This is a genomic window from Devosia beringensis, from assembly GCF_014926585.1.
GTDB lineage: Bacteria > Pseudomonadota > Alphaproteobacteria > Rhizobiales > Devosiaceae > Devosia > Devosia beringensis.
In genome coordinates, this window is record NZ_CP045422.1 from 2,763,942 (window position 1) to 2,789,504 (window position 25,563).

General features: G+C 63.4%; 24 protein-coding genes. 9 read left to right on the forward strand and 15 right to left on the reverse strand.

Annotated features, from left to right (window positions below; translation table 11 throughout):
* Positions 1-16: 16 nt before the first annotated feature.
* Positions 17-2,098: an ABC transporter substrate-binding protein gene (locus GDR53_RS13470; protein ID WP_193334988.1), complete on the reverse strand. Its 2,082-nt coding sequence runs from the start codon at positions 2,096-2,098 to the stop codon at positions 17-19.
* Between the two features lie 159 nt (positions 2,099-2,257).
* On the opposite strand from GDR53_RS13470, the gene GDR53_RS13475 reads away from it, so the two are divergent.
* Positions 2,258-3,181: a helix-turn-helix domain-containing protein gene (locus GDR53_RS13475; RefSeq protein ID WP_193334989.1), complete on the forward strand. Its 924-nt coding sequence runs from the start codon at positions 2,258-2,260 to the stop codon at positions 3,179-3,181.
* A gap of 3 nt (positions 3,182-3,184) precedes the next feature.
* Here GDR53_RS13475 and GDR53_RS13480 read toward each other — a convergent pair whose 3' ends face one another.
* Together GDR53_RS13480 and ychF are read right to left on the reverse strand one after the other, a co-directional pair.
* Entirely contained in the window at positions 3,185-3,625 is a 441-nt protein-coding gene (locus GDR53_RS13480; protein ID WP_193334990.1) for a GNAT family N-acetyltransferase, read from the reverse strand.
* A 2-nt stretch (positions 3,626-3,627) separates the two neighbouring features.
* The gene (ychF, locus tag GDR53_RS13485; protein ID WP_193334991.1) at positions 3,628-4,725 is read right to left on the reverse strand and encodes a redox-regulated ATPase YchF; all 1,098 of its coding nucleotides are present in this window, start codon (positions 4,723-4,725) and stop codon (positions 3,628-3,630) included.
* Between the two features lie 150 nt (positions 4,726-4,875).
* Between ychF and GDR53_RS13490 the strand changes: the two genes are divergently transcribed.
* Positions 4,876-6,180, forward strand: a complete 1,305-nt coding sequence (locus tag GDR53_RS13490; RefSeq protein WP_408639761.1) for a PQQ-dependent sugar dehydrogenase — start codon at positions 4,876-4,878, stop codon at positions 6,178-6,180.
* Positions 6,181-6,237: 57 nt separating this feature from the next.
* Here GDR53_RS13490 and pth read toward each other — a convergent pair whose 3' ends face one another.
* From pth to lgt, 10 genes are all read right to left on the reverse strand, one after another.
* Positions 6,238-6,963, reverse strand: coding sequence for an aminoacyl-tRNA hydrolase (pth, locus tag GDR53_RS13495; RefSeq protein ID WP_193334992.1), 726 nt, complete (start codon positions 6,961-6,963; stop codon positions 6,238-6,240).
* A gap of 70 nt (positions 6,964-7,033) precedes the next feature.
* Positions 7,034-7,666: a 50S ribosomal protein L25/general stress protein Ctc gene (locus GDR53_RS13500; RefSeq protein WP_193334993.1), complete on the reverse strand. Its 633-nt coding sequence runs from the start codon at positions 7,664-7,666 to the stop codon at positions 7,034-7,036.
* 125 nt (positions 7,667-7,791) lie between these two features.
* The gene (locus GDR53_RS13505; RefSeq protein ID WP_232846626.1) at positions 7,792-9,033 is read right to left on the reverse strand and encodes an RNA polymerase sigma factor; all 1,242 of its coding nucleotides are present in this window, start codon (positions 9,031-9,033) and stop codon (positions 7,792-7,794) included.
* Positions 9,030-9,374: a YciI family protein gene (locus GDR53_RS13510; RefSeq protein WP_193334995.1), complete on the reverse strand. Its 345-nt coding sequence runs from the start codon at positions 9,372-9,374 to the stop codon at positions 9,030-9,032. The genes GDR53_RS13505 and GDR53_RS13510 overlap by 4 nt, the downstream gene beginning before the upstream one ends.
* 11 nt (positions 9,375-9,385) lie before the next feature.
* Entirely contained in the window at positions 9,386-9,733 is a 348-nt protein-coding gene (locus GDR53_RS13515; protein WP_193334996.1) for a YciI family protein, read from the reverse strand.
* A gap of 94 nt (positions 9,734-9,827) precedes the next feature.
* Complete coding sequence (locus tag GDR53_RS13520) at positions 9,828-10,187, reverse strand: YciI family protein (protein WP_193334997.1); 360 nt, start codon at positions 10,185-10,187, stop codon at positions 9,828-9,830.
* 81 nt (positions 10,188-10,268) lie between these two features.
* Positions 10,269-11,201 carry a ribose-phosphate pyrophosphokinase gene (locus tag GDR53_RS13525; RefSeq protein WP_193334998.1) on the reverse strand — a complete coding sequence of 311 codons (933 nt, stop codon included), beginning with the start codon at positions 11,199-11,201 and terminating at the stop codon, positions 10,269-10,271.
* 113 nt (positions 11,202-11,314) lie between these two features.
* On the reverse strand, positions 11,315-12,076 hold the full coding sequence (gene pgeF / locus GDR53_RS13530) for a peptidoglycan editing factor PgeF (protein WP_193334999.1): 762 nt from the start codon (positions 12,074-12,076) through the stop codon (positions 11,315-11,317).
* Entirely contained in the window at positions 12,076-13,158 is a 1,083-nt protein-coding gene (locus GDR53_RS13535) for a class I SAM-dependent methyltransferase (RefSeq protein ID WP_193335000.1), read from the reverse strand. The genes pgeF and GDR53_RS13535 overlap by 1 nt, the downstream gene beginning before the upstream one ends.
* A 1-nt stretch (position 13,159) precedes the next feature.
* Positions 13,160-13,987, reverse strand: a complete 828-nt coding sequence (lgt, locus tag GDR53_RS13540; RefSeq protein WP_193335001.1) for a prolipoprotein diacylglyceryl transferase — start codon at positions 13,985-13,987, stop codon at positions 13,160-13,162.
* Positions 13,988-14,098: 111 nt separating this feature from the next.
* Here lgt and GDR53_RS13545 point away from each other — a divergent pair, with 111 nt between their 5' ends.
* The 4 genes from GDR53_RS13545 to proC all read left to right on the forward strand — a co-directional run bounded on the left by GDR53_RS13545 (position 14,099) and on the right by proC (position 16,644).
* Positions 14,099-14,353, forward strand: a complete 255-nt coding sequence (locus GDR53_RS13545; protein ID WP_193335002.1) for an accessory factor UbiK family protein — start codon at positions 14,099-14,101, stop codon at positions 14,351-14,353.
* Positions 14,354-14,355: 2 nt separating this feature from the next.
* Entirely contained in the window at positions 14,356-15,075 is a 720-nt protein-coding gene (locus tag GDR53_RS13550; RefSeq protein ID WP_193335003.1) for a metallophosphoesterase family protein, read from the forward strand.
* Between the two features lie 247 nt (positions 15,076-15,322).
* A complete protein-coding gene (locus tag GDR53_RS13555) occupies positions 15,323-15,823 on the forward strand; it encodes a type III secretion system chaperone family protein (RefSeq protein WP_193335004.1) in 501 nt (166 codons plus the stop codon).
* Positions 15,820-16,644, forward strand: a complete 825-nt coding sequence (gene proC / locus GDR53_RS13560) for a pyrroline-5-carboxylate reductase (RefSeq protein WP_232846627.1) — start codon at positions 15,820-15,822, stop codon at positions 16,642-16,644. Before GDR53_RS13555 ends, proC begins: the two co-directional genes overlap by 4 nt.
* Positions 16,645-16,715: 71 nt before the next feature.
* Here proC and GDR53_RS13565 read toward each other — a convergent pair whose 3' ends face one another.
* On the reverse strand, positions 16,716-16,925 hold the full coding sequence (locus GDR53_RS13565; RefSeq protein ID WP_193335005.1) for a cold-shock protein: 210 nt from the start codon (positions 16,923-16,925) through the stop codon (positions 16,716-16,718).
* 490 nt (positions 16,926-17,415) lie between these two features.
* Here GDR53_RS13565 and GDR53_RS13570 point away from each other — a divergent pair, with 490 nt between their 5' ends.
* A complete protein-coding gene (locus GDR53_RS13570; protein WP_193335006.1) occupies positions 17,416-18,426 on the forward strand; it encodes a methyltransferase in 1,011 nt (336 codons plus the stop codon).
* A gap of 69 nt (positions 18,427-18,495) precedes the next feature.
* The gene (gene ltaE, locus GDR53_RS13575) at positions 18,496-19,524 is read left to right on the forward strand and encodes a low-specificity L-threonine aldolase (protein ID WP_193335007.1); all 1,029 of its coding nucleotides are present in this window, start codon (positions 18,496-18,498) and stop codon (positions 19,522-19,524) included.
* A gap of 55 nt (positions 19,525-19,579) precedes the next feature.
* Here ltaE and carB read toward each other — a convergent pair whose 3' ends face one another.
* Positions 19,580-22,891, reverse strand: a complete 3,312-nt coding sequence (gene carB / locus GDR53_RS13580) for a carbamoyl-phosphate synthase large subunit (protein WP_193335008.1) — start codon at positions 22,889-22,891, stop codon at positions 19,580-19,582.
* Between the two features lie 378 nt (positions 22,892-23,269).
* Between carB and GDR53_RS13585 the strand changes: the two genes are divergently transcribed.
* Positions 23,270-25,552 (forward strand): putative bifunctional diguanylate cyclase/phosphodiesterase, encoded by a 2,283-nt coding sequence (locus GDR53_RS13585; RefSeq protein ID WP_193335009.1) that lies wholly within the window; start codon positions 23,270-23,272, stop codon positions 25,550-25,552.
* Positions 25,553-25,563 lie beyond the last annotated feature (11 nt).

Below are 25,563 nucleotides of genomic sequence, written 5' to 3' on the forward strand. Positions count from 1 at the left end.
CAGGATCAGGCTGCGATCACATCGGGCCGGCCGAACCGGGCGCGCCCGGCAGGGTCTGCGGATGCAGCTCGAAGTCGCCCTGTGCGTCGGCAGGGACGAAGACCCGCTCGCGGATGATGTTGTCCTCGGCCCAGTTGAACATGAAGATCGGGGCGCCGGCCGGGATATTGGCAAAGCGCTTGTTGATGATCAGGGCACCCGGGTATTGCGTCAGGCCCACCGAGTAGATGTTCTCGGTGAAGACGCGCTGGTACTTCTTCATCAGCTCGGTACGTTCGGCATTGTCGCTGGTGGCGATGAAGTCGTTGACGATGCCCACCATTTCCTCCTCGAAGGGCAACAGGTCGAGCACGTCGCCTTCGCCGGCACGATGGAAGTAGCTGGTGCGTGGACCCGTCGGGGCCAGACCTGCCGTACCCTGGACGACGGAAACCAGTTCACTGCCCTGGCGCCGAACGTGCCAGTCGAACTGACCGGCCTGCTGCATGTCGTCACGGGCCGTACCGCTCTGGAAGTTGGCAATGATGCGCAAGCCGAGCGGCTCCATCTGTGCAATCACGCCTTCGGCCAGGTTGGTATCGGTGCCGTATTCGGTATTGGCGAGCAGGGTGATTTCCACGTCGGCACCGTTGAGGGTCTCGGCGGGGTAGTTACGGATGCCATTGCCGTCGGTATCGGTCAGGCCCATGCCGTCAAGCAGGGCATTGGCCGCGTCCAGATTGAACGGGTAGTAGACCGTCGAAGCCTTGTCGTAATAGGCCGTGCCGGCATAGAGCCCGCCCGGATAGATGGCGGTAAACGGACCACGCACCAGCGAGTCGCCGAGACGCTGGCGATCCACGGCGATCGAGATTGCCTTGCGGAAATCCAGGTTGCGGTTGAGTTCACGGACGGCCTGGGCGCGGGCATCGGGTTCACCCCAGCCATTGGCGGACAGGTTGAACTCGAGCGCATAGCCGATGGTGCGGGCGCCGAACTGCAGACGGGCAGGGGCGGTATCCTCGGCGGAGCGCTTGAGCGCCTCGACATAGCTTTCGGCCTGTTCGAGGTTGGAGAAGTCGCCCGAACCGGACACGGCCTGCACGTCGCGGTCAGCCCACGTGCTGAGACGGTAGTGCATTTCGTTGAGGTAAGGCAGCTGGTTGCCGGCCTCGTCGACCTTCCAGTAGTAGGGGTTGCGACGCATGACGATGATGTCGTCAGGACGGTACTCGACCGGCACCCACGCACCCATCACCGGAATGTTCATATATTCGGGCGGGAAGGCGTTCTTGTACTGCTCGTAGGTGTTCTCGGGCTTGTACTTGGGATGTTCGGCTTTGAGGATATGGCTGGGGCCGGGGCAGAAGGTGCCATAGGCCATGGCGTAGAGGTACTGGGTCGGCCGGACTTCCTTGAACGTCCACTTGATGGTGTAGGCGTCGATCGCTTCGAGCGTCGTGCCCACGCCAAACGTCTCGGGCGTGCCGCCATTGAGCGGGGAGACATTGGTGTCGAGGATATTGTCGTTCCAGTAGAACATGACGTCGTCGGCGTCGAAGGGGTCGCCGTCGGACCACTTGGCGCCCTCGATCAGGTGCATGGTCAGCTCATGGCCGTCTTCGGACCATTCCCAGCTCTTGGCCAGGTTCGGCATTGGCTCGAGTTCGTCGGCCTTGACCTCGAACAGCGGGCCGGTGCGCGTCAGGCATTCCGAGAGGCCGATATCAATGCCGCCCCAGCCTTGGGACTGGCCGCCAATGTAGTTCCAGCCCTCGGGCCGGCCGCCGATGACGTGGCGCATGGTGTCGCCATAGACGCCGACGCCGTCTGGCATGTTGGCGGTCTTGTAGACCATGGGCTCCTTGGGCAGGCGCTCGGCGACGGGCGGCAATGTGCCGGCGTCGACATATTTCGAGGTGACCCAGTCAGGCTCGTGATATTCGGGCAGCGCCTTGTATTCCAGAATGTCGGAAATGCTGACAAAGGTCGGTTCGCTCTGCGCGGCAAATGCCGGCGGATCGGGCAGTTCGCCTGTCAGTTCCTGGGCGTGCAGCGTCAATAACGAGACGCCCAGCATCAGTCCGGCCCCACCAAGGGCCATTGCGTGTTTTCTCATAAAACCTCCCATGGCAGCGGGTCGGCATTGATCGCCTGCATCGGCCACTCCCTGCCGACTAATCCCGTGCTCAGGCAAAAATGGTACGCCTTGCCACAGCCGTTGCAATCCGGAATGATAGAGACTTGTTCCGGTTTTCTAAGAAGTGGGCGGATAAGTATGACTGTTGAAATTGCGGTACGTACGCCAAAACCGCGCGAGCGTGCACCCCGTCCCACCCCGCGGCCTGACCGCAGTTTCTACTCGTCCGGCAAGGCCTTTGGGCGGTTCGGGATCCGCTCGTTTGCGCCTCAGATCATGCCCTATGCCCATACTCATGGGCATATCGAGTTCAACTGGCTGACCCAGGGCAGCATGGACTATGTGTTCGACGGCGGCCCTGTGAGCGTGGGTGCCGGGCGGCTGGTGGCGTTCTGGGCGGGCATTCCGCACCAGACCATCGGGTTGAGCCCAGAGACGGCCATGGGGCGCCAGCTCAACATCTACCTGCCCATGGATGCGTTCCTGGAAATGCCGCAGCTGGGCCGGCTGACCGAGACCTTGATGGGCGGCGGGGTGATCGAGCTCAATGCCGACTGCGTGGGCCTCGAAACCCTCGACCGTTGGCACCAGGACTATCGCAGCGGCAATGCCCTGCGCAGCGAGATCGTGCGGGCCGAGATCGGTACGATGTTTCGTCGCGCCGCCATTACTGGCTGGGACACGCTGCTGCTGCCCTGGGTGGAAGGGGTGGGCTCGCGCACCCGGACCGGGTCACCGGTGCGCTATGTGGTGCGCATGGTGCGCCATATCGTGGAGAATATCACCGAGCCGCTCAGTGCCGAGAGCATTGCCGATGTGGTGGGGCTGCATCCCAATTATGCGACCAACCTCTTCACCAAGGTCATGCATATCTCGGTACAGAAATTCGTCACAAGGATGCGGCTGATCCGCGCCCGCTCGCTGCTGTTTGACGGCAGCCTGTCGATTGCCAATGTGGCCTACCAGTCCGGCTTTGTGTCGCAGACCCAGTTCTACGAACACTTCCGCAAGGCCTATGGCATGACGCCCAGCCAGATGCGCAAGGACACGATCGAGGGTTAGCGGTCAGTCGTCCAGCAGGGCGAAGCGGTGCGTGGCATATTCGTCGGTGAGGGTCTCAAAGCCCAGGCGTGCGTAGAAGGGGAAAGCCAGTTCGGGCACGTTGCTGTTGAGATAGTCGAAATAGGTCGCCGCATCGCGCTGGATGGCCGCGATCAGCAACTGGCCAACGCCATGCAGGCGGGCACTTTCGGCCACGTATAGGTAGCGCACGCGTCCGGCCCGCGGATTGGGATCATAGGGGTCGACATTGCGTCCGCAGGTCCCCACCAGCCTGTCGCCGTCCCAGGCACCCAGCATGATCTCGCCGCGGCGGGCAAAGACATTGGCGCCGCTATGCCAGTTCTCGGCAAAAAAGCGCAGCATGTTGTGGCCCCCCGCCTGGCTTTCTGCCAGCAGCGGCGCAAAGCCAGGGGTCTCGGGCGTAACCGGCGCGAGTGTGATCACCCTTAGGTATTGAACTTGAAGAGCATGACGTCGCCATCCTTGACGACATATTCCTTGCCTTCGTCGCGCGCCTTGCCGGCTTCCTTGGCAGCCACTTCGCCGCCCAGGGCCACGAAATCCTCATAGGCGATGGTCTGGGCGCGGATGAAACCGCGTTCGAAATCGGAATGGATGACGCCGGCAGCGGCCGGGGCCTTGTCGCCCTTGTGGATGGTCCAGGCGCGGCTTTCCTTGGGACCGACGGTGAAATAGGTCTGCAGGCCGAGCAGGGCGTAAGCCTCGCGGATCAGCCGGTTGAGGCCGGCTTCGTGCAGGCCCAGCGATTCGAGATATTCATTGCCTTCGGCATCAGGGAGCTGGGCGAGCTGGGATTCGATTTCGGCCGAGATCACCACCACGCCGGCATCGTGCGCCTTGGCATAGTCTTCCACGAGCTTGCTCATGGCATTGCCGGTGGCGGCCGAGCCTTCGTCGACATTGCAGACATAGAGCGCCGGCTTGGAGGTCAGCAGCTGCAGCTCCTGGAAGGATTTCTCTTCCTCGGCGTCGCGCTTGACGAAACGGGCGGACTTGCCTTCACGCAGCAGGACCAGTGACCGGTCGATCAGCTCGAGCGTGAGCTTGGCGTCCTTGTCGTTCTGCTTGGCTTTCTTCTCGACGCCGTTACGGCGCTTTTCGAGGCTTTCCAGATCGGCCAGCATCAGCTCGGTCTCGACCACTTCGGCGTCGGCCAGCGGATCGACCTTGTTGGCGACGTGGATGACATTGCCGTCCTCAAAGCAGCGCAGCACATAGGCGATGGCGTCGCATTCGCGGATATTGGCGAGGAACTGGTTGCCGAGGCCTTCGCCCTGGCTGGCGCCCTTGACGAGGCCGGCGATGTCGACAAAGCTCATACGGGCGGGCTGGACATTGATCGACTTGCCGATGACGGCCAGCCGGTCGAGCCGCGCATCGGGCACCGAGACCTCGCCGACATTGGGTTCAATCGTGCAAAACGGAAAGTTGGCTGCCTGGGCGGCAGCCGTGCGGGTCAGCGCGTTGAAGAGGGTCGACTTGCCGACATTGGGCAGGCCGACGATGCCCATCTTGAAACCCATGGGGAATGCTCCGGAATTTGTTAGCCTTCACTTGGTTCGGATGGGAAGAGAAGTCAATGCATCGCGCGGCAAAGCCAGCTTGTCGCGGGCGCCATTGCAGCCTATTACCGCTACCATTCCAGTTCTCATCACCATCGCCGGAGGCGTCTCGTGACCCTTTTCTTCTCCCTGGTCATTCTGGCCGTCCTGATCGCTGCCGCTGCCTGGTGGTATTATCGCGGCCGGCATATGGGCTCGTTCGCCCAGGCCGTGGGCATGGCCCCGGCCATTCCCGAGGCCAAGCCGCAGGGCGCCATCCCGATGCTCAAAATGCCGACCGCCAAGGGCTGGGAGTCAGGCGAGAAGCCCGACGTCGCCACCGGCCTCAAGGTGACGCCGTTTGCGCTCAACCTCAAGCATCCGCGCTGGGCCTATGTGCTGCCCAATGGCGACGTGCTGGTCGCTGAATCGGCCGGCATTCCCGGTACGCCAAAGAATGTGCGCGACTATGCGATGAACCGTGTCATGGCCCGAGCCGGCGCGACCCGTCCGAGCGCCAACCAGATCACGCTGCTGCGCGATGCCGATGGCGATGGCGTGCCGGAACTGCGCGAAGTGTTCATGACCGGGCTCAACCAGCCCTTCGGCATGGCCCTGGTGGGCGACCAGCTCTATATCGGCAATACCGACAGCGTCGTGGCCTTCCCCTATGAGACGGGCCAGACCAAGATCACCGCAGCGGGCCGCACGCTGATGACGATGAAGCCCGGCGGGCACTGGACGCGCAATCTCATTGCCAGCGCTGATGGCTCCAAGCTCTACGTGGCGGTCGGCTCCAACAGCAATATTGCCGAGAACGGCCTGGCCGAAGAGGCTGGCCGCGCCTGTATTTATGAACTCGACTTGGTGACCGAAAAGTCGCGCGAATTTGCCGGCGGCCTGCGCAATCCGGTCGGCATGGCCTGGGAGCCGGTAAATGGCATGCTGTGGACGGTGGTCAATGAACGCGACGGGCTGGGCGACGAGACACCGCCTGACTACCTGACCTCGGTCAAGGATGGCGGCTTTTACGGCTGGCCGTTCAGCTATTGGGGCCAGACGGTGGATGACCGGGTGCCGCAGGATGCGGCCATGGTCGCCAAGGCCTCGGCCCCCGATTACGCCCTGGGTGGCCACACGGCCTCGTTGGGTCTGTGCTGGCTGCCCGAGAATACGCTGCCCGGAATGCCGGCCGGCATGGTGATCGGCCAGCATGGCTCGTGGAACCGCTCCAAGCTCAGCGGATACAAGGTGATCCTGGTTCCGTTTGCCCATGGCAAGCCGCAGGGCACGCCGATCGATATCCTGACCGGCTTTCTGGCCGATGACGAAAAGGTCTCGCATGGCCGCCCGGTGGGCGTGGCGGTGGCCAAGGATGGCGCGCTGCTGGCGGTCGACGATGTCGGCGATGCAGTCTGGCGCGTCACCGCCGCCTGATCATCGAGCAGCTCTATCTCTGGCGGCGCGTCAACTCCGGTTGGCGCGCCGTTTGCGTCAGTCGCCCTTGAACAGCTTCTTGAGCATGTCGGCCATGGGCCCGCTGGTCGGCACTGCGGCCTGCGGTTTGGCGGGACGCGCCTGTCGTATGTGGCTCTGGCCGGCGGCCGGGGCCTTCGCCACGCCGCTGGTGGTTGGCTTGGCTGTTGGTTCGGTTTCCGGCTTGAGTGCCAGGGCCAGCTTGTTCATGAAGCCGCTGTCGTCGTCCTTGAGCAGCAGGCCGATATGCTTGCCGATGGCGTCGAGCAGCGGTTCGAGCCAGATCTGGTCGGCCTTGGCAAAATCACCCAGAACGTGGTGGGTGACGTTTTCCTTGCCGGGATGGCCAATGCCCAGGCGCACGCGCTTGTAGTTCAGGCCGATCTGGGGGTCGATGGAGCGCAGGCCATTGTGGCCGCCATTGCCGCCGCCGACCTTGACGCGCACCTTGCCGGGCGCCAGGTCGAGCTCGTCATAGAGCACGATGATGTCGGCCGGGGCGATCTTGTAGAACTTGGCGACCTGCTGCACGCTGTCGCCGGAGCGGTTCATGAAGGTCTGCGGCTTGAGCAGGATGACCTTTTCGCCGTCGATGGTGCCTTCGGCCAGACTGCCGAAATGCTTGGAGCGAAAGCCGGCAATGCCGTGCTGGCGGGCAATGGCGTCGAGCGCCATGAAGCCGATATTGTGGCGGTTGCCCTGATACTGGCTGCCCGGATTGCCCAGGCCGACAAGCAGCTTCATTGCTCACTCCGGAAACGAAAGAGGCGACCCGAAGGCCGCCTCGAACTGATGCAACAGGCGGTCAGGTCGATTACTCGGCCTTGGGTGCGGCTGCTGCTGGGGTCTCGGCATCGTCTTCTTCGCCGGCCGACTTGAGGGCGGACGGCGCAACGATGGTCGCGATGGTGAAATCGCGGTCGGTAATGGTCGGGGTCACGCCCTTGGGCAGGGTCACGGCCGAGATGTGGATCGAATCGCCGATGTCGAAACCGGTCATGTCGACGGTGATCTCTTCGGGGATCGAATCGGCCGGCGCCGAGACTTCCACGGTGTGGCGCACGATATTGAGCGTGCCGCCGCGCTTGAGACCGGGGCTGGCTTCTTCATTGATGAAGTGCACATGCACCTGAACGGTCAACTTGGTGCCCTTGCCCACGCGGAGAAAGTCCACATGCAGCGGGAAGTCCTTGACCGGATCAAGCTGGTAATCGCGCGGGATCACGGTGTGCTTGGTGCCATCCACGTCCAGCTCAATGACGTGCGACAGGAAGCCGCCGGCATAGATGAACTTGTAGGCATCCTTGTAGGCGAGGGAGACGGTAACAGGAGCCTTCTTGTCACCGTAAATAACAGCAGGAACGAGTCCCTGACGACGCAGTTCGCGAGCGGCCCCCTTGCCAACTCCGTCACGCGCCTGTGCCTTGAGCACTTTAGCTTCAGCCATGGAAATATCCACTCTGGTTGGTGTATGCGTCACTACAACAGCATACGCGCCCGTCCTCCAGGGGTGACGAGCGCTTCATGGCGCGGGCTATAGCTCAAAGGGGCTGGACGAGCAAGCGGGAAGGGTCAATCGGCCAGCAAAGCGGCGCGTTGCGCCAGCAGATAATGTCGCACAGCATCGTCGGTGGCCAGGCCAATGGCCAGGGTCAGCGCCGCATGGGCGTCTGCATGCCGGCCGGCCCGCGCTGCCAGATGGCCACGTGCCGCCCAATAGGGCTGATAGTCGGCCAGGCGCCGGTCATCGGAAAGCCCGTCCAGAATGACCAGAGCCGCTTCGGGCCCATCCAGCTCAGCCAGGGCCACGGCGCGGTTGAGGGTGACCACCGGCGATCCGGTCAGGGTTTCGAGGTGGGTATAGAGGGCCACGATAACGGGCCAGGTCTGGGCGCCAAGCCGGCGGCGCGCCACATGGGCAGACTGGATCGCCGCCTCGATCTGATAGCGGCCGCTGGGTCCGCAGGCATTGGCTTCGTCCAGCAGGACCTCGGCCAGGTCGATCTGCCAATCGTCCCAGAGGGCAATATCCTGCTGCTCGAGCGGTACGTAGAAGCCGGTGCTGTCGCGGCGGGCCCTGCGCCGCGCTTCGGCATAGAGCATCAAGGCCAGCATGCCCTTGGCCTCAGGCTCGTCCGGCAGCAGGGAAACCACCAGGCGTCCCAGCCAGATGGCTTCATCGGCCAGCGGCGCGCCTGTGCCGTCGATCTCGGCCCATCCCTTGGTATAGGCCGCATAGATGGCTTCTAGCACGGCGTCCAGCCGATCCGGCAGATCGACACGCTCGGGAATGGCAAAGGCGATGCAGGCCTCCTTGAGGCGCGTCTTGGCCCGCACCAGGCGCTGGCCCATGGTGGCCGGGGAGATCAGGAAGGCCGCAGCAATGTCCTGCGCCGTCAGGCCCAGAATGGTCTGCAGGATCAGCGGCGCACGCATGCCGCGCTCCACCTGCGGATGGGCGCAGGCAAACATCAGGGCCAGACGCCGGTCGGGAATGTCGTCATGTTGATGGGCAGCATCATCGAGTTCATCGGCCATGAGCTGTAAATGCGCCTTTCCCGCCGCTTGCGTTTGGCGTCGCCGCGCCGCGTCGGTCAGGCGCCGGCGGGCGACAGTCAGCAACCAGGCGTTGGGGACGTCCGGCACGCCATTGATTGACCAGGTCTGCAACGCGCTGGCGAAGGCATCCGCCAGCGCGTCTTCGGCGCCGGCCACATCGCGGGTGCGGGCGGCGAGATAGGCGACAAGGCGGCCGTAGCTGTCGCGGGCGACCCGCTCAGCAGTCCGGCGCGCCGTGTCGCCTGATGCCGTCACGCTGGCGCCATGGCCCAGAGCGGGCGCACTTCGATCGTGCCATAATGCGCGCTCGGGCAGCGGATCGCCCATTGCACGGCGGTATCGACGTCAGGCACGTCGACCAGCAGATAGCCGGCAAACTGCTCCTTGGTATCGGCATAGGGCCCGTCGAGAATTTCGACGGCACCAGTGCGGCGGGTGATGGAGCGCCCCTTGCTGGCGTGTTCGAGCCGCAGGCCGGGGGTGCCGACGCCGGATTTGGCGAGCGCCGCGTTGAAGGCGGCATACTCGGCCCAGAGCGAAGGGGGCGCCTTGGCAAGCGCCTCGTCATCGTGGTGGATCAACAGCAGATATTGCATGGGTGCTCTCCTCAGTTCGCCACCACGGGGCGCACTTCGATCGTGCCGGTCTGGGTTGCCGGGCATTTGGTCGCCCAGTCCATCGCGGCGTCCAGGTCGGGTGCCTCAATGAGGTAGTAGCCGCCAAACTGCTCCTTGGTCTCGGCATAGGGGCCGTTGAGTACTTCGGTCCTGCCGTTGCGGATGCGAACGCTGGTGGCGTCCGAGGTGGGCCGCAAACGGCTGCCGGCGATCATCGCCCCAGACTTTACCAGCGCGGCATTATAGGCGGTGTAGGCGGGGCTCATGACGGTGGCGTCGGGGGGCGTGGCGGCATTGGAGATCCGCTCGTCGCCATGGATCAACAGCATGAATTGCATCTGAAAGGCTCCGTTATTGCACCGGGGCACAGTCGCTCCGATGCGACAATGTCGGCGCGCGGGCGGCGCATTCTACATTTCTAGCAAGATTTCTTCAGTCGGGCCCATAGCCGGGATGAAAGGGCCGGATTTCGACGGGGCCCCAGGTGGCTGCTGGGCATAAAGCCGCCAGTTGCACGGCGCGCTCCATATCCGGCGCCTCGATCATGAAGTAGCCACCGAACTGCTCGCGCGTTTCGGCGTAGGGGCCGTCGGTCACCTTGAGCTCGCCGTTATAATTGGTGATGGTCCGGGCATCCCAGGTGGGGGCCAGGGCGGCCGTGCCGACAAAGGCACCAGCCTTTTCCAGCGTGCCCTGATAGGCCGCCATCAACTGCATGGCGCCGGCCATTTCATCGGGTGAAAATGAGGCTCCGACCTTCTCGTCGGCCATCAGCATGAGCATGAACTTCATCGCAGTCTCCTCGGTGCAGGCAGCATAGCCCGTCAGGGCAATGTCGCGCGAGGAAGCCCGATTTCGACCGGCAGGGCAGGTTTAGTCGAAAAGGCTCGACACGCTCTGTTCGCTGGCGGTGCGGGCAATGGCCTCGCCGATCAGCGGGGCGATGGCCAGGCGGCGGATATTGCCGGCGGCGCGGTGGGCATCGGTTTCCTCGATCGAGTCGGTTACCACCAGTTCCTTGAGCTTGGAGGTGCCGATGCGCTGCGCGGCGCCTTCGGAGAGCACGCCATGGGTGATGTAGGCGGAAACCTGCTTGGCGCCTGCCTTGAGCAGGGCCTCGGCGGCATTGACCAGGGTGCCGCCGCTATCGACGATATCGTCGATCAGGATGCAGGACTGGCCGGAGACGTCGCCGATGATGTTCATGACTTCGGAGACGCCGGCCTTGGGGCGGCGCTTGTCGACGATGGCCAGGTCAGTGCCGAGGCGCTGCGCCACGGCGCGGGCGCGTGCCACGCCGCCGACATCGGGCGAAACGATCATGGTATTTTCGAGCTTGTAGTTGTCCAGGATATCCCGCGTGATGATCGGCGCGGCATAGAGATTGTCGGTCGGGATATCGAAGAAGCCCTGGATCTGGGCGGCATGCAGATCAAGCGTGATGACGCGGTGGACGCCGGCCTCGGTGATCAGGTTGGAGACGAGCTTGGCCGAGATGGGCGTGCGCCCGGTGGCGCGACGGTCCTGCCGCGCATAGCCGAAATAGGGCAGGACGGCGGTGATGCGCCGGGCCGAGGAACGTCGCAGCGCGTCCGTCAGGATCAGCAGTTCCATCAGGTTGTCATTAGCCGGAAAGCTGGTCGACTGCAGGATGAAGACGTCCTCGCCGCGGACATTTTCATGAATCTCGACAAAGACTTCCTTGTCGGCGAAGCGCTTGACCGTACAGTCGGTGAGGGGGAGCTCGAGATAGCTGGCGATAGCCTGGGCGAGGGCCCGGTTGGAGTTGCCGGTCACCAGCTTCATGGGGCGCGATCCTGTCTCAACCGGCCGCGCGGAGCGAGGCCTTCCAGTTTCGCCGCAGCTTTAGCGAGTCCCTCCCGGACTCGCAACGCCGCAATTGGCCGATAGGTAAAGAATTACGTGAGACCGATGACCGCCACCTGCCGCCCGGTCTTGATGTCGTGGTGAGTCGCGTAGCGATGGGAGAAATAGCGCTCGGGATGGGCATAGGTGCAGGCGCCGACACGATCAATGGCGCCAATGCCGGCGGCGGTCAGGCAGTCGGCGACAAATCCCGGCAGGTCAAAGTGCTCGACCCCGCCGGCGGGAATGCTGATGCGGTTGCCCGCCTGCGGATGGGCGGCAAGCAGGTCGGCGGCAAATTGCGGGCCGACTTCATAGTTCGGCCCCGAAATTGTCGGGCCGATGGCCGCGACGATGCGGTCGGTCCGGGCGCCGAGGGCCAGCATGGCGGCAATGGTATTGCCGATGATGCCGTCAACCGCGCCGCGCCAGCCGGCATGGGCGGCGCCGATGATTCCGGCCTCGAGGTCGGCAAACAGGATCGGGGTGCAGTCGGCGGTCAGAATGCCGAGCAGAAGCCCAGTCCGGTTGGTAACCATGCCGTCGGCCTCGATCACCGCATCTGCGGGCAAGCGCCCGGTCACGACATGGACGGTGGCCGAATGGGTCTGCTTCAGAATGACGAGGTCGGCGGGGTCATAACCAAGCGCGGTAGCGACGCCGGCGCGGTTGGCCGCGACCGGGGCGGTGTCGTCGCCGGTGGTGAAGGACATATTGTTGCGGGCATAGACCCCGGCCGAGCTGCCGCCATGCCGGCCGAAAAACCCGTGTCGCAATCTGGTCAGCGCGGGGCTGGTTTCATAAAGGGTCGACATCAGGCAAATCCGGGTGGCTGCAGGCCGGGGCTGGCGGCGCAGAAGACCTTGAACAGATTGCCCATCTGGTCGGGGCCGATCAGCCGTGCCTTGGCGGCCGAAAGTTCCTCCGCCATGCCGGCATTGGCGGCAATGAGGGCACTGGTGCGCTCATTGATGCCCATGCGGGTGAGAAACTGTGACTGGGTAGCCAGAGGCTCGACGGCGAGGCCGGCGCGGCTGGCAACGGTGCCCAAGGCCTCGAAATCGACATGGGCGGAAATGTCCACCTCGCCGGGGGCATCGAGCACGTCGGCATATTGGTGGCGGCGCACGCCCTGCAGGGTCTCGCCTGTCTGGGTGCGGGCATAGCCGTAGTCGATGGCCAGGATCGCCCCGCCCTGGGTGGAGACGGTGGTGGCGAGCCGGTTCATCACTTCGCCGCTGGCCAGGCCGACTTCCAGCACGGCGTTGATTTCGGCCTCGGCCAGCGTTTGCGGCATGGCCGATGCGGGGATGGGCGTGGGATTGAGGCCAAAGACGCGGCGACCATTATTGGTGCCGACCATGCGTTCATGCCAGCCATCCTCGGCCCGGACAAACTGGCGGATCGGCAGGGCGTCAAAGAACTCATTGGCGACGACCAGAAGCGGCCCCGGGCCCACCTTGTCGAACCCGTCGATCCACCTGGCGCCATAGGCTTCGAGGCGCGCGTTCTGTTCGACGATCAGGGCCGCATTGGTTTCAAACAGACACAGATCAAGGCCATCGCGAAACCCCTCGGCGCGGCAGGCGACGCGCAGCACATCGGCCATCAGCGTGCCGCGGCCGGGCCCGAGCTCGAGCAGGGTAAATTCGCGTGGGCTACCCATCTGCTGCCAGAGCGTGACGATGAAGAAGCCGATCAGTTCTCCGAACATCTGGCTGATTTCGGGGGCAGTGATGAAGTCGCCGGCGGCGCCCAGGGGGTCGGCGCCCTTGTAATAGCCCTTGGTGGGGTGGGTCAGGCACAGGCCCATATAGGTGGCCACCGACATCGGTCCGGTGGTGCGGATCTGCATGTCGATGAGTTCGGGCAGGGTGGGGGCGGGCTGGTCGGTCATGTCAGGCTCGCAATATGTTCTGCTTGCGGGTCGCCGCATAGGTCACCAGGGCGATACCGCCAATGACCATGGGCAGGCTCAGCAACATGCCCATGGTCAGCCAGCCGCCATAGAGATAGCCAAGCTGGGCGTCGGGCAGGCGGACGAATTCTACGGCGATGCGGGACAGGCCGTAGCCGATGCCGAAGATGCCGGCGACCAGGCCCGGACGGCGCAGGCTGTAGAACACGTGGGTGAAGACGCGGATGACCAGGAACAGCAGCAGGCCCTCCAGCGCGGCCTCGTAAAGCTGGCTGGGGTGGCGTGGCAGTTGCTCGGGGTCGGTGGGAAAGATCACGCCCCAGGGCAGGGTGGTGGGGGCGCCATAGAGCTCTGCATTGATGAAATTGGCGATGCGGACGAGGAAGATGCCGATGATGCTGACCGCGGCGATCAGGTCGAGCCCGCTCAGCCAGTTGCCATTGCCCTTGGCGCGGGTGAACAGCACCACGGCCAGCATCAGCCCGAGCATGCCGCCATGATAGGACATGCCGCCATCAAGCGTGTTGAGGATCTGGCCCGGATTGGCGAGGTAGAAGGCCAGGTTGTAGAACAGCACATAGCCGATGCGGCCGCCCAAAACGATCGACAGCATGGTCCAGAAGGCGAAGTCCCAAATATCGTCCGCCTTGAAGGGCGGTTCGCCCTTGAGCCAGAGGCGGCTATTGGCCAGCAGCAGATAGCCATAGGCAGCGCCCAGGCCGGTCCCCACAAGGTAGCCCAAGGCATACCAGCGGACGGCAAAAGGGCCTATGGCGAAGGCAATCGGATCGATATCGGGAAAGGGCACGCGTGGGCTCCTGCGGCAATCGGCCGGACCATTGCCGCTTCGCTCGCTCTGGTCAAGTGAGCACCCATCACCTAAGTATCAAGTCAAACAGGCCAACCAGACGGGTGCGCAATGAACCAGAGCAACAAGATCTTTGACGGCCTCGGGCGCGTGATGAACGAGGCCGCCGGCGTTGCCGATGGTGTGCGCCGGGAAGTCGAAACTGCGGTCAAGTCGCAGGTCCAGCGCCTTGTTGCCGATATGGATCTGGTCAAGCGCGAGGATTTCGATGCGCTGCGCGAACTGGTGCAGGTGCAGGGCGAAGAGATCGATGCCCTGCGCAAGGACATCGCCGCGCTCAAGACCGGTTCGGGCAAAGCCAACTAACCATGCGCGTCGCCGTCCTTTCGGATGTGCATGGCAATGCGCTGGCGCTTGATGCCGTGCTGGCAGATATCGCGACCCAGGGCGTGGATGCCACGCTCTGCCTGGGCGATCATGTCAGCGGTCCGATGGACCCCGCTGGCGTCGCCGAGCGCTTGATGACCCTCGATGGGCCGATCATTTCGGGCAATCATGATCGATGGGTGGTTGAACCGCGTGCTCAAGGGCAGGGCAAGGTTGATCAGTTCGCCGCCAGCCGACTGAGCCGGCAACAGCACCAATGGCTTGCGGCATTGCCGGCGACGGCGGTGTTCAACGACGACATCTTCCTCTGTCACGGCACGCCGGCCAGTGACGAGCAGCACTGGATCGATGACTTCTACGCGGACCGTACGATGACCTTGCCCAGCGAGGAAAGCATCGTCATGGCCGCCGCGGGCGTCGACTACCCCATCATGCTATGCGGCCACACCCATCTGGCCCGCTCAGTGCGGCTGCGGGACGGGCGGCGCATCATCAATCCAGGTGCGGTAGGGTTCCAGCTGGTGCATGGTTCACCCGATGCGCGCTATGCCGTGATCGAGCTGCGGCAGGGCAAATGGTCCACGGCGCTTCGCGTGGTGGAGTATGATCATGACGCAGCGGCGGCGCAGGCCGTGGCCAATGGCTTTGACGGCTGGGCCGAGGTTCTGACCTCCGGATGGGCCCCTTCCGCCCCATTCTGACGCAAAAGCAGCGGTTGAGAGCGTCTCAATGTTAACAGCCTGTTAACCCTAAGCACCCGATCATCATCCACAAGAGATTGTCGTCCCCGGCCTGCGTCGCGTGCCCTGAATCAGTGGCACGTGTAGGTTGATTTCATCAGGACGATTCGTAAGCCCTTGTGCGTGCAAACAGTTCCCTGAGTACCCGGAATTGCCAGCCCTCGGGCAGCATGCATCCACTCTACGCATTGCCAGGACGGAAGACGGAATGTCACTCATCCAAGTCGAGCTCGATCGCAATGTTCACCCGGTGGACATTATCGAGCATATCGCCTCGATCAACGACTGGACCTTCGAACGGCAGGATGCCGACGAGATTTCCATATCGGTACGCGGCGGCTGGTGTGACTATCACGTGTCGTTCAACTGGATGGAAGATCTGGAAAGCCTGCACATTGCCAGCGCCTTCGATCTGAAGGTTCCGGAAGGCCGCCGGGCCGAGATCAAGCAGTTGATTTCGCTGATCAACGAGCAGCTCTGGATCGGTCACTTCGATATCTGGAACAAGGAAGGCGTCGTGCTGTTCCGCAATTCGCATCTGATGACGGGCGGCGCGGACGTCTCGCCGCAGCAATGCGAAGCGCTGCTGCGCTCTGCCACCGATAGCTGCGATCTGTATTACCAGGCCTTCCAATTCGTGGTCTGGGCCGGCAAGTCCGCCGCTGATGCGTTGAGTCATGTGATGTTCGAGACGGTGGGCGAGGCGTGAGTCAGGCTCTGGGTAAAATTGGTCCGATCATGCTGGTGGGCGCTGGCAAGATGGGCGTGGCGCTGGCCCGCGGCTGGCTGGATGCCGGCTTGCCGCCCGGCAACCTGGTTATCGTTCATCCCCGGCCTGGCGAGGCGCTGCTGCAACTGGCCGAGGATTTCGGCCTGACGCTGAGCAGCCAGGCCAGCGGGCTCACACCCAATGTGCTGGTGGTCGGGGTCAAGCCGCAGGTGATGGATGGCGTGCTGGAGTCGCTGGCGCCCGTGATTGCGCCGCATACGCTTGTGGTGTCGATTGCCGCCGGGATCGATCTGGCCCGCCTGGCGGGCAAGGCCGGCACGCAGCGCGTTGTGCGCACCATGCCCAATACGCCGGTGCAGGTGCGCAAGGGCATTACCGGCGTCGTGCCTGGTCCCGATGTGACCGCCGAGGACCGCATCTCGATAGACGCGCTGTTCGCCGCCTCCGGCATGGTGGTCTGGCTGGACGAGGAAGCCCAGCTGGATGCGCTGACAGCGGTCTCCGGTTCCGGCCCGGCCTATGTCTTTCATATGGTTGAAGCGCTTGCCGCCGCCGGCAAGCGGCAGGGCCTGCCCGATGCCGTCGCCGAGCAACTCGCGCGGGGCACGATAATCGGGGCTGCGGCGCTGATGGATGCCGGCAACATTGCGCCGTCGGTGCTGCGGGAGAATGTCACCTCGCCCAAGGGCGCGACGGCGGCAGGCCTGGCTGTGCTGATGGGAGAGCCGGGACTGACGGACCTGATGGACCGAACGGTCAGCGCCACCCGCAAGCGCACCGAAGAACTCGGCCGCATCTAGCCTCGGCCCGGCAAGCAAAAGGGACGCATCACCTCCAAGTAGATGCGCCCCCTTGCTTCGTGCGCCTATGTTCAGGCGCTGGTCAGTTCGTCGGCGGCGGACTTCCCGGTCCGCTTGTCCTTGACGATCTCGTAGTTGACCTTCTGGCCTTCATCGAGACCATTGAGTCCCGAGCGCTGGACAGCGGAGATGTGGACGAATACGTCCGCCCCACCCTCGTCCGGCTGAATGAAGCCATAGCCTTTTTGGCCGTTGAACCACTTTACGGTGCCAGTTGCCATGATGCGCGTTCCCTCGTGCAGTCTGCTGGTAGGCAGTCGTGGCCACTATTGGCCGCGACCTTTAGTGATATCGAGTATCGGAAATTGACGTCAGCAGAGGCGAATGGAAGTTCGCATAATCAGATCAGTCGGCCGCAATATTCGATCCACCGATCTTAGCGCCAAAAGAAATGCCGTTCAATATCTCTAAGGCCACGACAAAAAGCCCGGCGGGAACACTGTTCTCGTCGGGGGAAATGCAAACGTCGTCAAGTATTTACGCCTGATCAGGCAACCCGGCGCTGACGCGCGATGGAATGGCCGTGCAACGAGTGTCAGCCGTATCCAGTGGCGTCGTGTCACAAATCCGTGAGGCACGTAACTGCACAAAGGTACGACAGCGCAAAACTGACTGGTGGAAAGATCGATCCTGCAAACCAGAGCATGGCGGGTGCTGTGATGCGCTTGCAATCGGGCTGGAATTGCTGCACATCCCGGCGCGCCGGGGGATATGACCGGTCACCTCATAGAGATCATCGTCTTGACCAAGACGTCCTATACTTCGGGCGATGTGATCGCCGATCGCCGCGCCGACTATGCGCGGTCGCTCGCCCGCGATGGCGAGTTCGCGGCTGCCGCCGACCTCATGAGCCAGGCCCTTGAACTGGTGCCCGACTGGGCTGCGGGCTGGGATCTGCTGGGGGACTACCACGACCGGCAGGGCGACGTTGCCGGGGCGATATCGGCCTGGCGACATCTGGAAGCACTGGACGATGCCGGGGTCTTCGGTGCCCGGCTGAAACTGGCCGTGCATGGCGCCGGCCCGGCTGGCGAGGGCACGGCCGTGAGCTATGTCGAGGCGCTGTTTGACCAATATGCGCCGAAGTTCGAAAATTCTCTCGTCGGTCGGCTGGGCTATCGCGTGCCGGAGATGCTGGATGACCTGGTGGCCGCGGAAATGGCCCGTTTGGGCATTGACCGCTTTGCGCGCGGGCTCGACCTCGGCTGTGGGACCGGGCTGATGGGCGAGCGGCTGCGCGGCAAGGTTGGCCATCTCGAAGGCATCGATATTTCCGCTGCCATGATTGCCGAGACGGCCCGCAAGGGCATCTATGATCGTCTCGATAAAGCTGAATTGGTGGCGGCACTTAGCGCTCGCCGGGCGGATGCGGACTTGGTGACGGCGGCTGACGTCTTCATCTATTGCGGCGCGTTGCAGCCAGTGCTGGCGGCGCTGGTGCCGGCCTTGATGCCTGGTGGCTTGGTGGCCTTTTCGCTGGAGGCCCATGAGGGCGAGGAGGCGGTGTTCCTACGGCCGTCGCTGCGTTATGCGCATGGGATCAAGGCGACGCGCGATGCTGTGGTGCTGTCAGGGCTGGAAATCCTGCGGTTTGAGACCGTTGTGCTGCGGCTCGACCGCGGCGCGCCGATCAACGGCATCCTGGTCGTGGCCCGCAAACCGCCGATCGATGTCAGCGCCGCCAATGACGGCGCGGATGCAGGTGGGGATGTCGCGGCCTGAGCGATAGGCAGGATGGGGGGCAGCAGATAGGCTGGTTCGTCGCCATTTGAACACGACTGTGAACGCATAATGAATACGCTCCGCCACGATTTTCGCTCCGATACCGTCACCCGCCCCTCAGCAGGGATGCGCCAGGCCATGGCCGAGGCGGAGGTGGGCGATGACGTGTTCGGCGACGACCCCACCGTCAACCGGCTGGAGCAGCGGATGGCGGCCATGCTGGGCAAGGACGCGGCGATATATGTGTCGTCCGGCACGCTATCCAATCTGCTGGCCCTGATGAGCCATTGCGGTCGCGGCGATGAATTCATCGCCGGGCAGCATGCCCATTGTTACAAATACGAGGCGGGCGGCGCGGCCGTGCTCGGCTCGATCCAGCCGCAGCCGATTGCGCATCAGCCCGACGGTACGATGGATCTTGGTGACATCGAGGGTGCGATCAAGTCGGGTGACAGCCATTTTGCCACGACGCGGGTCATCGCGCTGGAGAACACCTTTGGCGGCAAGGTGCTGCCGATCAGCTATATGGCGGATGTCGCCGAGATTGCCGTGCGGCATGGGCTGGGGCTGCATCTGGATGGCGCGCGGGCGTTCAATGCCTGTGTGGCGCTGGACGCAGATATCAAGACCTTTACCGCGCCGTTCGACAGCGTCTCGATCTGCCTGTCCAAGGGGCTTGGCGCACCGATAGGCTCGGTACTGGTCGGCCGGCAGGACCTGATCGACAAGGCCCGCCGGCACCGCAAGATGCTGGGCGGTGGCCTGCGCCAGTCCGGCATTCTGGCCGCGGCTGGGCTTTATGCCCTCGATCACAATATCGACCGTCTGGGTGATGACCATCGCCGTGCCCGGCGGCTGGCGGAGGGTCTAGCCGTCCATCCGGACCTGCGTGTCACCATGCCCGATACCAATATCGTCTTTGTCGATATGGAGGCCGAGATCGGCCAGCGCTTTACCGATTTCCTCGGCTCACGCGGCATCGGCATCACCGGCCGCTATGGCCAGCAGCGCTGGGTGACCCATCTGGATGTGGACGATTCCGCAGTGGAGGGCGCACTGGCCGAAGTGGCTACGTTTTTCGCAAACGACCCTCGCTAGGCGGGGCGTGGCATGAGATCGGGACGTCGCTGAAAAGCGGCGCCCCGTTTTGTTTTTAGTCCGCGAAATAGCTCTGCAGCGAGCGGACGGTCAGATTGCCCTTTTGCAGCGCGACAATGCCTTCTACCGCGGCCAAAGCGCCGTCGATGGTGGTGTAATAGGGGATCTTGCCAAACAGGGCGGTGCGGCGGATGTCGCGGCTGTCGCTGATCGACTTCATGCCGTCGGTGGTGTTGATAACCAGCTGCACGCCGCCATTCTTCATCGAATCCACGATGTGCGGACGGCCCTCGAGCACCTTGTTGATCTTGGTGGCGGCAATGCCGTTGTCGACCAGGTAGCGCTGGGTGCCGCCGGTAGCCAGGATGGTGAAGCCGCCTTCGACGAGATGGCGGGCCATGTCGACGATATACTGCTTGTCCTGATCGCGCACCGAGATGAAAACAGCGCCGCTGGTGGGGACCTTGGAGCCGGCGCCGATCTGGGATTTGGCGAAGGCCATGGCAAAGTCGACATCAAGGCCGATGACCTCGCCGGTCGACTTCATTTCGGGGCCAAGCACGGTGTCGACGCCGGGGAAGCGGTTGAACGGGAAGACGGCTTCCTTGACGGCGATATGCTTGAACTTCTTTTCCACCAGGCCAAAGCTGGCAAGGCTCTCGCCGGCCATGATGCGGCTGGCGATCTTGGCGATCGGTTCGCCGATCACCTTGGCCACGAAGGGCACGGTACGGCTGGCGCGTGGATTGACCTCGAGCAGGTAGATGATGCCGTCCTTGAGCGCATATTGCACGTTCATCAGGCCGCCGACCTTGAGGGCAAACGCGAGCTCGGCGGTCTGGCGCTTGAGCTCGGTGATGACCTCGGGGCTCAGATTTTGCGGCGGCAGCGAGCAGGCGCTGTCGCCCGAGTGGATACCGGCCTCTTCGATGTGCTCCATGATGCCGGCGACGAAGACGTCCTTGCCGTCGCACAGGCAGTCAACGTCGATTTCGGTGGCGCCGGAAAGATAGGCGTCGAACAGCAGCGGGTTGTCGGAGAGCACCGAGTTGATCTGGCCGGTCTTGTCATTGGGATAGCGCAGCATGATGTGCGGCGGCACGAGGCCCGTCAGGGTATCCTGCACATAGCGCTCGAACTCGTTGGACGAGTGCACTATGGCCATGGCCCGGCCGCCCAGCACGTAGGAGGGGCGGATGACCAGCGGATAGCCGAGGCGTTCGGCCACGATGCGCGCCTGTTCGAGGCTATAGGCAATGCCGTTCTTGGGCTGGGTCAGCTCCAGCCGGTTGAGCAGTTTGGAGAACTGGTCGCGGTCTTCGGCCAGATCGATGGAGTCGGGCTGGGTGCCCAGGATCGGCACGCCGGCCTTCTGCACGGCCTCGGCCAGGTTGAGCGGGGTCTGGCCGCCAAACTGGACGATCACGCCATGCAGCGTGCCGTTCTGCTTTTCGCGTTCGAGGATTTCGATGACGTCTTCTTCGGTCAGCGGCTCGAAATAGAGGCGATCGGAGGTGTCATAGTCGGTCGACACGGTTTCCGGATTGCAGTTGATCATGATGGTTTCGTAGCCGGCGTCCGCCAGGGCGAAGGCGGCATGGCAGCAGCAGTAATCGAACTCGATGCCCTGGCCGATGCGGTTCGGTCCGCCACCCAGGATGACCACCTTCTTGCGGTCCGATGGCCGCGATTCGTCGGCCACTGCGCCGGCAAAGGGCACTTCATAGGTCGAGTACATATAGGCCGTCGGCGAGGCGAATTCGGCCGCCGAGGTATCGATGCGCTTGAAGGCCGGCCGCACGTCGAGCGTATGGCGCAGCTTGCGTACGTCGGAGGCCTTGAGGTTGGCCAGCTGGGCCAGGCGCGGATCGGAAAAGCCCATGGCCTTGAGGGCGCGCAGATTGACGGCATCCTGGGGCAGGCCGAACTCACGGACCTTGGCTTCCATGTCGATGATGCCCTGCATCTGCTCGAGGAACCAGGGATCGATCTTGCAGGCCTCGTGAATGTCTTCCAGGCTCATGCCCAGGCGCATGGCCTCGGCCACGTGCAGCAGGCGATCTGGCGTCGGGGTGCCGAGCGCGGCCTTGATGGCGTTCTTGTCTTCGCCTTCGCCGAGGCCGGGAATGCCGATCTCGTTGAGGCCGGTGAGGCCGGTTTCGAGACTGCGCAGTGCCTTTTGCAGGCTTTCCTGGAAGGTACGGCCAATGGCCATGGCCTCGCCGACCGACTTCATCGAGGTGGTCAGGCGATTGTCGGCGCCGGGAAATTTCTCGAAGGCAAAGCGCGGGATCTTGACCACGACATAGTCGATGCTGGGCTCGAAGCTGGCCGGGGTCATGCCGCCGGTAATGTCATTGTCCAGCTCGTCGAGCGTGTAGCCAACGGCCAGGCGCGCCGCCACCTTGGCGATGGGGAAGCCGGTCGCTTTCGACGCTAGGGCGGAAGACCGCGAGACGCGCGGGTTCATTTCAATCACCACCATGCGGCCATCGGCCGGGTTGATGCCGAACTGCACGTTGGAGCCGCCGGTCTCGACGCCGATCTCGCGCAGCACAGCCAGGCTGGCGTCGCGCATGATCTGGTATTCCTTGTCGGTCAGCGTCAGGGCCGGCGCGACGGTGATGGAATCGCCGGTATGGACGCCCATGGGATCGATGTTTTCGATCGAGCAGACGATGATGCAGTTGTCCTTCTTGTCGCGGACAACCTCCATTTCGTACTCTTTCCAGCCGAGCACGCTTTCCTCGACCAGCACTTCATTGGTCGGGCTGGCATCGACGCCGCTCTCGACGATGGCGAGATATTCCTCGCGGTTATAGGCAATGCCGCCGCCGGTGCCGCCCAAGGTGAAGCTGGGGCGGATGATGCAGGGCAGGCCGATGACCTCAAGCGCCTGCAGCGCCTCAATGGTGTTATGCGCCAGCATGGAGCGCGGGGTTTCGAGCCCGATCTTCTTCATGGCGTCGCGGAACAACTCGCGGTCTTCGGCCTTGTCGATGGAATCGGCGGTGGCGCCGATCATCTCGACATTGTATTTTTCGAGGATGCCCATCTTGCGCAGGCTGAGCGCGCAGTTCAGCGCGGTCTGGCCGCCCATGGTCGGCAGCAGCGCGTCGGGACGCTCCTTTTCGATGATCTTGGCCACCACTTCAGGGGTGATGGGTTCCATATAGGTGGCGTCGGCCAGGTCAGGATCGGTCATGATCGTGGCCGGGTTCGAGTTGACCAGGATGATCCGGTAACCCTCTTCCTTGAGCGCCTTGCAGGCCTGGGTGCCGGAATAATCGAACTCGCAAGCCTGTCCGATAATGATCGGACCCGCACCGATGATGAGGATCGATTTGATGTCGGTACGTTTTGGCATGGGTCTCGCTCGGCTCTAGGACGCAGGGGCCGGGCGGGAAAGAATCACCCGGCGCTCAGGCCACCCGCACCACACGCGCACGACAACTGGGCGTTGCGGCGCTTGGGGAAGGCTTGGTCGGGGTGGTTAAGTGGGCTGTCTAATGGAGAAGGGCGGGAAAGGGAAGGGGTGGAACCGATTGATGTTGTTCCGTCCACCGGCACCGGGGCCGTAAGGAGACGGCTGCCGCCTCCGTATGGGACATTAGCACGCCATTCATCATGGTGACGTTCAGGGCTTGGGCTCAAGATATCGTAAGCCATTTCAGCCGATAGTGCGAGCAATGCAGATTGTTGTGCGGCCTCCGGTCGCCGACCGGGACCGAAGACCAGTGACTGGATGATCAAGACGCCACAAAAAGGCAAGACCATTGCTGTCGAAGCGACCCATCGCCCCATCGCGGCGGGCGCCGGATCGCCGCGGCTGGCGCGCCGGTGGTGGAACTCGCTGCTGGGCAAGATCACCACAATTCTGCTGGTCGGGGTGTTCTTCGCCTATGGATTGGGCGCGCTGGTGGGTTGGCTCATGTTCACCAGCGCGGCGCAGGAGAGCTGGCGGGCACAGGCCAGGACCAATACCCAGATCGCCAGCGCCGCGCTGCGCAGCATCTATACCTATATCGCGGTGGACTCCGACGCCAATGGGCAGGTCAACCGCATCGTGACGGATCGGCCGGTCGGCGACGATGCATCGGTGCTCTATACCGGATTCAACCCTGGCGACGTGCTGGCAATGATCGGCGCACAGACCAAGAATGAGGCGTGGATATTTGGTTTCGATCCGGCCAGCGGCACGTTCGACAGTATCGCATCGACGTATCTGGGTGCCGAGGAACAGCCGGATTTGCTGGCGGACGATGCCCCTCTGTTCAGTATCGAAGGAAAGCAGGGCCAGTTCGCGACCGGGCTGACCTATCTGCAGGGCGAATGGCATTATGTCGGCCTGCTGCCTATCGTCAGGCCGGACGGGACGGTGCTGGGCGCCGTGGTGACCAGCATTGGTCGCGAGCCCGACCTCATGCGGGCCCAGGGCGAGCTGGTGCGCAATTCGCTGATCGTGCTGATCCTGGTGCTCGGTCTGACCAGCACCATCGGCGTGCTGGTGGCCCGCCGCCTGTTCATGCCAGTGCCGGCGCTGATCGGCGCCACGCTGCGCATCGCCGGTGAACAGACCGACATGACGACGCCCTTCCAGCATCGCACTGACGAAATCGGCGAGCTGGCCGTGGCGATTGAAACGCTGCGCGAAGCCATGGTCGAACGCGGTCACCTGCGTGACATTCGGGACATGGCCGTTGATCTGGCGCATATGGCGCATCACGATCCGTTGACGGGCCTGCCGAACCGGGTCCTGCTCATGCATACGCTGGAAGAAGCCGTCACCGGCCTGGGCGCGGGCAAGCGGTTCAATGTGCTGATGCTGGATCTCGATCGCTTCAAGTCCATCAACGATACGATGGGACATGCGAGCGGCGACAACCTGCTGGTGGCGATAGCTGACCGCCTGGTGGCGGTGCTGGCGACGGGTGATCTGGTGGCGCGGCTGGGTGGCGACGAATTTGCCATTATCCAGCAGGTTGAACGCAACCCCGCGCTGGAGGCCCGCCGGCTCGCCACGCGGCTGCTGGACGCGGTGTCGTCAGGCATTGCCCTTGATGGCCAGGAACTCGTGGTGGGCACCAGTATCGGCATTGCCTGTGCGCCGCTGCATGGCGACGCGGCCACCGAACTGCTGAAAAAGGCGGATCTGGCGCTCTATCGCTCCAAGGCCTCCGGTCGGGGACTGTTCAGCTTCTTCCAGAATGGCATGGACATGGCGGTGCAGGATCAGCACGCGCTTGAGCTCGACCTGCGGCTGGCGCTGCAGCGGGACGAGTTCGAAGTGCACTATCAGCCCATTGTCAGCCTGAAGACGATGACCACCTGCGGTTTTGAAGCGCTCGTGCGCTGGCGCCATCCGCAGCGCGGCATGGTGCCGCCCGACCAGTTCATTCCGCTGGCCGAAGAAACCGGCATGATCGTGCCGCTTGGCCAGTGGATCCTGGACCGGGCCTGCCGCGACGCTGCCACCTGGCCCGACCACTATCGGCTGGCGGTCAACCTGTCGCCGGTGCAGATCCAGAAAGCGGGGCTGGCCGAGGCCATCGCGCGGACCCTGCAGCGGTCCGGCCTACCGCCCGGGCGGCTTGAACTGGAAGTGACGGAAACCGTGGTGCTGGCGGGCGCTGAGAGTATCGACATGCTGTGCTCACTGCAGGCCACGGGGATCGGCATCGTGCTCGACGATTTGGGCACCGGGTATGCGTCGCTGAGCAATCTGGTCAGCCTGCCATTCAGCAAGATCAAGATCGACCGCAGCTTCGTGGCCAATCTGGCCGGCCTGCAGAATTGCCGCGCCATTGTCGCCGCCATTACCGGGCTGGCGCACGGACTGCACATGGATGTCACGGCAGAGGGCGTGGAGACCCAGGAGCAGCTGGCGATCCTGCAGGCGGCCGGCTGCACCAATGTGCAGGGTTTCTATTTCTCGCGACCATTGCCTGCGGCAGAGCTGGCGCTGGATGACGTTTCCACGATGCCGGTGCGCGGGTTGAAGGCAAGACGAACCCGGGGCGCGGTATGAGTCTTGATCCG